Origin of the sequence: Shigella sp. FC1661, from assembly GCF_001712525.1 — a bacterium.
Taxonomy (GTDB): domain Bacteria; phylum Pseudomonadota; class Gammaproteobacteria; order Enterobacterales; family Enterobacteriaceae; genus Escherichia; species Escherichia coli.
In genome coordinates this window covers 1-4,349 of sequence record NZ_MDGW01000181.1, presented here as the reverse complement: position 1 = coordinate 4,349, position 4,349 = coordinate 1, and the positions used below count along the sequence as shown (strand labels likewise).

The window sequence follows — 4,349 nt, the reverse complement described above, 5'->3', positions numbered from 1 at the left end:
CGAACAGTGGGGCTACGTCGGTGCTAAATCACGTCAGCGCTGGCTGTTTTACGCGTATGACAGGATACGGAGGAGGGTTGTGGCGCACGTCTTCGGTGAACGCACTCTGGCCACACTGGAGCGTCTTCTGAGCCTGCTGTCGGCCTTTGAGGTCGTGGTATGGATGACGGATGGCTGGCCGCTGTATGAATCACGCCTGAAGGGAAAGCTGCACGTTATCAGCAAGCGTTACACTCAGCGCATTGAGCGACATAATCTGAATCTGAGACAACATCTGGCAAGGCTGGGACGGAAGTCACTGTCGTTCTCAAAATCGGTGGAGCTGCATGACAAGGTCATCGGGCATTATCTGAACATAAAACACTATCAGTAAGTTGGAGTCATTACCGTATTATTCAGTTATTTCGTACTGAACAAAATCAAGCGTATTATAATTGCGAGTCGATAATCGACATTTATTTACGATTATTTACCGACCTGGTGACCAATAACACCACCGACAGCTGCACCACCTAATGTACCCAACGTACTGCCATCGGTCAGTACTGCACCGCCTAATGCCCCTGCACCCGCGCCGATTGCGGTGTTGCGGTCCCGTTTAGACCAGTTAGAACAGGCACTCAGAGACATTGCCAAAGTAATTGCCAGAACAGCCGCGGTCATTTTTTTGCTCGTTACAAACATAATACTCTCTCCTGAATTTATGATTCACGGAAGTAAGCTCTCTATAACTATAATAGCTAAGAATAAGCCTGGTGAAATTATTCCGTGAAATCTGCTCGCGCGCAGGGTTATATCACGCAGGTGATAATGACTTCCTGTTATATCGCTGATAATAATTTTATATCTTAAGCGTGTTAATAACAGGTAAATAGTCTTAATTATCAACCAGGAATCATCTTAGAGCGGATGATTTGCCAAACTGCAAATCATCCGTAGAGAAGGGAAATGGTTAAATGTCAACGACGTGAACGGTGAGTTTACTGTGCTCAAGATGCATCAGATCGCTGGCGCGTATTTTCGAATCGGTAATCACGCGATTGAATCGCTCAACGGGACCGATGGAGTATGAATGTACAGCACCAAATTTCGAGCTGTCAGTCAGGACTATCACTTCGCACTCTTTTTCCAGCACGGCATTGACCACATCGGTACGCATCATATCGCGACCGGTGAATCCAGTTTCAGGTTGCCAGCCATCAATACCAATAAATGCTTTGCTGAAATGCACCTGCTGGATGCACTGGCGTGTCAACGGGCCAACCATACTTTCGCTTTTTTTCTGGTACACGCCACCGAGCAAAATGACTTCACAAGGCGCGTCTTTCAGCAAATGCGCGATGTAGCTGCTGACCGTGATGATAGTGACATTTTTCTTCTGCTCCCCCAGAGTCCGGGCGAGCAGGGCATTGCTGCTGCCATTTTCGATAAAGATGGTTTCGCCCGGTTGAACCAGTGACGCGGCAAACTCGGCGAGTTCACGCTTCAGCGTATAGTTGCTCATCATACGGGTTTCGACGTCATCACTATCAAGCGAAACTGCAAAGCCATGTGCACGGCGGAGGTAACTCAGTTTTTCGAGGGTGTTGAGATCCTGGCGAATGGTAACTTCAGAAACTCCAGTGGCTTTTGCCAGATCGGTTACGCTAACCTGACCCTGGTCAATGACCATCTGTAGAATAGTTTGTTGTCGGGAATTCATCGCTGTAATTCTTATAACGTTATAATACTAAATAAAAAAATACTGACGCGCCGGGCATCCTCAAATAGGAAAACCTGAAGGCACGATTGTTAAATCTCCCACGGTGCCTTCGGGATGTCTGGCGTAGATTCAGCAACCTGGCGCAAGAGTTCTGCTTTAAGTATCTCGAGATTATGGATCGCAGAGTGGTAATCGCCTGCCACAAGGATATCTAACACAATATCAATACGTTCGGCAACGCGCTGGGCATCAAATTCAGACATCAAGGACATCCTTATAGCAAAAGTGGAAAATGAATAATGCAAAAATTGCCGCTAAAAGAGAAGTGTTTAACAGCAACGGCTAATTATCATCTAGGAATACGATATATAATGACGGGATATAGCGCTAAGTATATATATTCATCTACTTATGCGCGCTTCAGATAGCGTTTATACCAGCGTTCGAAGGCGACGGCGGGCATCGGTTTGGCAAACAAAAATCCTTGCCGCTCATTGATCCCGTTCTTGGTTAAAAAAGCATCTTCCTTTGCACTCTCTACACCTTCGGCGATCACCTGAAGATTCAATGCCTGGGCCACAGCGACGATCGCCCGGACCAGTGACTGCGAGACAGGTTGTTTGTGAATATCTCGAACAAAAACCTGGTCAAGTTTGATGGCATCGATCGGAAAGCGCGCCAGTTGCGAAAGTGAAGAGTAGCCGGGACCAAAATCATCCAGATGCACTTGCGCACCTAGTTGGCTAAATTGTTGAATAACAGACAGTGCCAGTTCATCATTCTCAATCAGACAACTCTCTGTCAGTTCAACATCTATAGGGCAGTATTCAAAATTGAGTTCCTGGAGAACCTGTTTCAGGGCGGTGAAAATGGTTTGATCGGCGAGCTGACGTGCAGAAATATTTACCGCCACTCGCAGGTTTATGCCTTTATCCCGCCACTTTGCCACCTGGCGTACGACATCGAGAATCACCCAACGGCCTAAAGGCACAATTAGCCCTGACTCTTCGGCGTAGGAAATGAAGTCCAACGGTGGAATCAACCCACGTTCAGGTGACTGCCAACGTACTAGTGCTTCCAGACTGCGCACTTCGCCACGCCAGGTGATTTTCGGTTGATAGTGAATAACCAACTGATCGTTTTCCAGTGCTTTACGCAAGTTGGTATCCAGCCAGAGATATTCAAATACCCGTTGATTCATTTCTGGGGTAAAAACGCAAAATTGTCCTCGTCCGCCTTCCTTCGCTGTGTACATTGCTGTGTCGGCGTGACGAATAATAGCCGTGCTGTCTGAACCATGTTCGGGAGAGAGTGCAATACCTACTGAACAGCTGGTATAAACTTCAATTAAACCAATGCGAAAGGGGAGCCGTAAGCGGGTCAAAATTCGTGATGCCATTGCTTCCAGCGCGCTTTGTGAGGTGTTGGATGCCAGTACCAGAAACTCATCCCCACCTGGACGCGCCAACACCTGGTCATGTTCGAGACAGCTTAAAATAGCCAATGACACGTCGCGTAATAACTGGTCACCAAACAAATGCCCATAGGCGTCGTTGACCTTTTTGAAATTATCCAAATCAAGATACACAACCCCAACTTTATTGTTATCTGCATGATTAATAGCGTGATCGATTAAATCCTGCATTGCGTTACGATTCGGCAGTCCGGTGATACTGTCGGTATTTGCCAGAATACGCAGTCGCTCCTGAGCGCGGCGCTCTTCGGTAATGTCGGTGCCGGAACAGATTAAAAAAATCTCGTTTTTGCCACTGCCGCTGTGGACAAATTTATTGCGAAACAGAAACAGCCGCTGGCCTTTACATGTTGGTATCCACAGTTCGACTTTATATGCATTGCCGCTTCGAAAAAATACACGGTTATTGCGCCTGGATGCCGCAGCTTCACGACGGCTCATAAACAGTTTAAACACGCTTTGGCCAATGACGTCGTGTTCTTTCAACCCAGTGTAATCTTCACATAACCGATTGAAGCGTTGGATATTCCCCCGGCTGTCGAGAATCACTATTGCGGAATGTGCTTCAGAAACTACCTGCTCAGCAAAGGAAAGCCCGTGTGATAAATCACGAGCAACTGCCGGTGTGTCATGCCATGCAGACGCGTTGCCAGCCCATTCCCGGTTATTGATTTTTCGTCCTACCAGATGCACAGAAAGATCGCTCTCATCGACGGTCAGACTCATCATCAGGCTGGAGGTGATGACCGTCATTTCCCTGATGCGAGCAGCCTGTTCGGCAGATAACTGCAAAGTACGATCAGGTTCTGTGGTTTCGGTGGTAGAAAAGCGCAAAACATCGCTGCTTTCCGTCAACCGCCAGTATGGATTGTGCGATCCGAGAAAGTTGTACAACGTTGTGGACTCCCTAACGGTTTTCATGATGCATATCCTCCGGTTAACAGCGGAGTCCGCGGTTAAATAAAAGGAACAACATGACGGTAATGACTCCAACTTACTGATAGTGTTTTATGTTCAGATAATGCCCGATGACCTTGTCATGCAGCTCCACCGATTTTGAGAACGACAGTGACTTCCGTCCCAGCCTTGCCAGATGTTGTCTCAGATTCAGATTATGTCGCTCAATGCGCTGAGTGTAACGCTTGCTGATAACGTGCAGCTTTCCCTTCAGGC

6 protein-coding genes and 1 pseudogene are annotated in these 4,349 nt (G+C 47.4%); 2 read left to right on the top strand and 5 right to left on the bottom strand.

The genetic code is table 11. The annotated features are described in order from the left end of the window. Nucleotides 1–373: pseudogene (locus BFF42_RS11675) on the top strand (IS1-like element IS1X2 family transposase); the annotation flags it as partial. 92 nt (nucleotides 374–465) lie between these two features. On the opposite strand, the gene osmB reads toward BFF42_RS11675, so the two are convergent. From osmB to BFF42_RS11660, 3 genes are all read right to left on the bottom strand, one after another. Continuing rightward, nucleotides 466–684, bottom strand: a complete 219-nt coding sequence (osmB, locus tag BFF42_RS11670) for an osmotically-inducible lipoprotein OsmB (RefSeq protein WP_000498253.1) — start codon at nucleotides 682–684, stop codon at nucleotides 466–468. Between the two features lie 268 nt (nucleotides 685–952). Then, nucleotides 953–1,702 (bottom strand): DNA-binding transcriptional regulator YciT, encoded by a 750-nt coding sequence (yciT, locus tag BFF42_RS11665; RefSeq protein WP_001088626.1) that lies wholly within the window; start codon nucleotides 1,700–1,702, stop codon nucleotides 953–955. 89 nt (nucleotides 1,703–1,791) lie between these two features. Next, nucleotides 1,792–1,965 (bottom strand): YciZ family protein, encoded by a 174-nt coding sequence (locus BFF42_RS11660; protein WP_001288368.1) that lies wholly within the window; start codon nucleotides 1,963–1,965, stop codon nucleotides 1,792–1,794. A gap of 36 nt (nucleotides 1,966–2,001) precedes the next feature. On the opposite strand from BFF42_RS11660, the gene ymiD reads away from it, so the two are divergent. Further along, the gene (gene ymiD, locus BFF42_RS27255) at nucleotides 2,002–2,130 is read left to right on the top strand and encodes a protein YmiD (RefSeq protein WP_213054958.1); all 129 of its coding nucleotides are present in this window, start codon (nucleotides 2,002–2,004) and stop codon (nucleotides 2,128–2,130) included. Here ymiD and pdeR read toward each other — a convergent pair. Both pdeR and BFF42_RS11650 read right to left on the bottom strand, forming a co-directional pair. Further along, complete coding sequence (gene pdeR / locus BFF42_RS11655) at nucleotides 2,112–4,097, bottom strand: cyclic di-GMP phosphodiesterase (protein WP_000859960.1); 1,986 nt, start codon at nucleotides 4,095–4,097, stop codon at nucleotides 2,112–2,114. The two genes, ymiD and pdeR, sit on opposite strands and share 19 nt — an antisense overlap. A gap of 73 nt (nucleotides 4,098–4,170) precedes the next feature. Then, the coding region (locus tag BFF42_RS11650) for an IS1 family transposase (RefSeq protein WP_000663719.1) at nucleotides 4,171–4,349 on the bottom strand (179 nt) is incomplete at its 5' end.

What these genes read in the sequence shown, in the direction of transcription:
- yciT (WP_001088626.1), bottom strand. Translation starts at nt 1,702, where the DNA reads ATGAATTCCCGACAACAAACTATTCTACAGATGGTCATTGACCAGGGT.
- ymiD (WP_213054958.1), top strand. Translation starts at nt 2,002, where the DNA reads ATGCAAAAATTGCCGCTAAAAGAGAAGTGTTTAACAGCAACGGCTAAT.
- pdeR (WP_000859960.1), bottom strand. Translation starts at nt 4,097, where the DNA reads ATGAAAACCGTTAGGGAGTCCACAACGTTGTACAACTTTCTCGGATCG.
- osmB (WP_000498253.1), bottom strand. Translation starts at nt 684, where the DNA reads ATGTTTGTAACGAGCAAAAAAATGACCGCGGCTGTTCTGGCAATTACT.
- BFF42_RS11660 (WP_001288368.1), bottom strand. Translation starts at nt 1,965, where the DNA reads ATGTCTGAATTTGATGCCCAGCGCGTTGCCGAACGTATTGATATTGTG.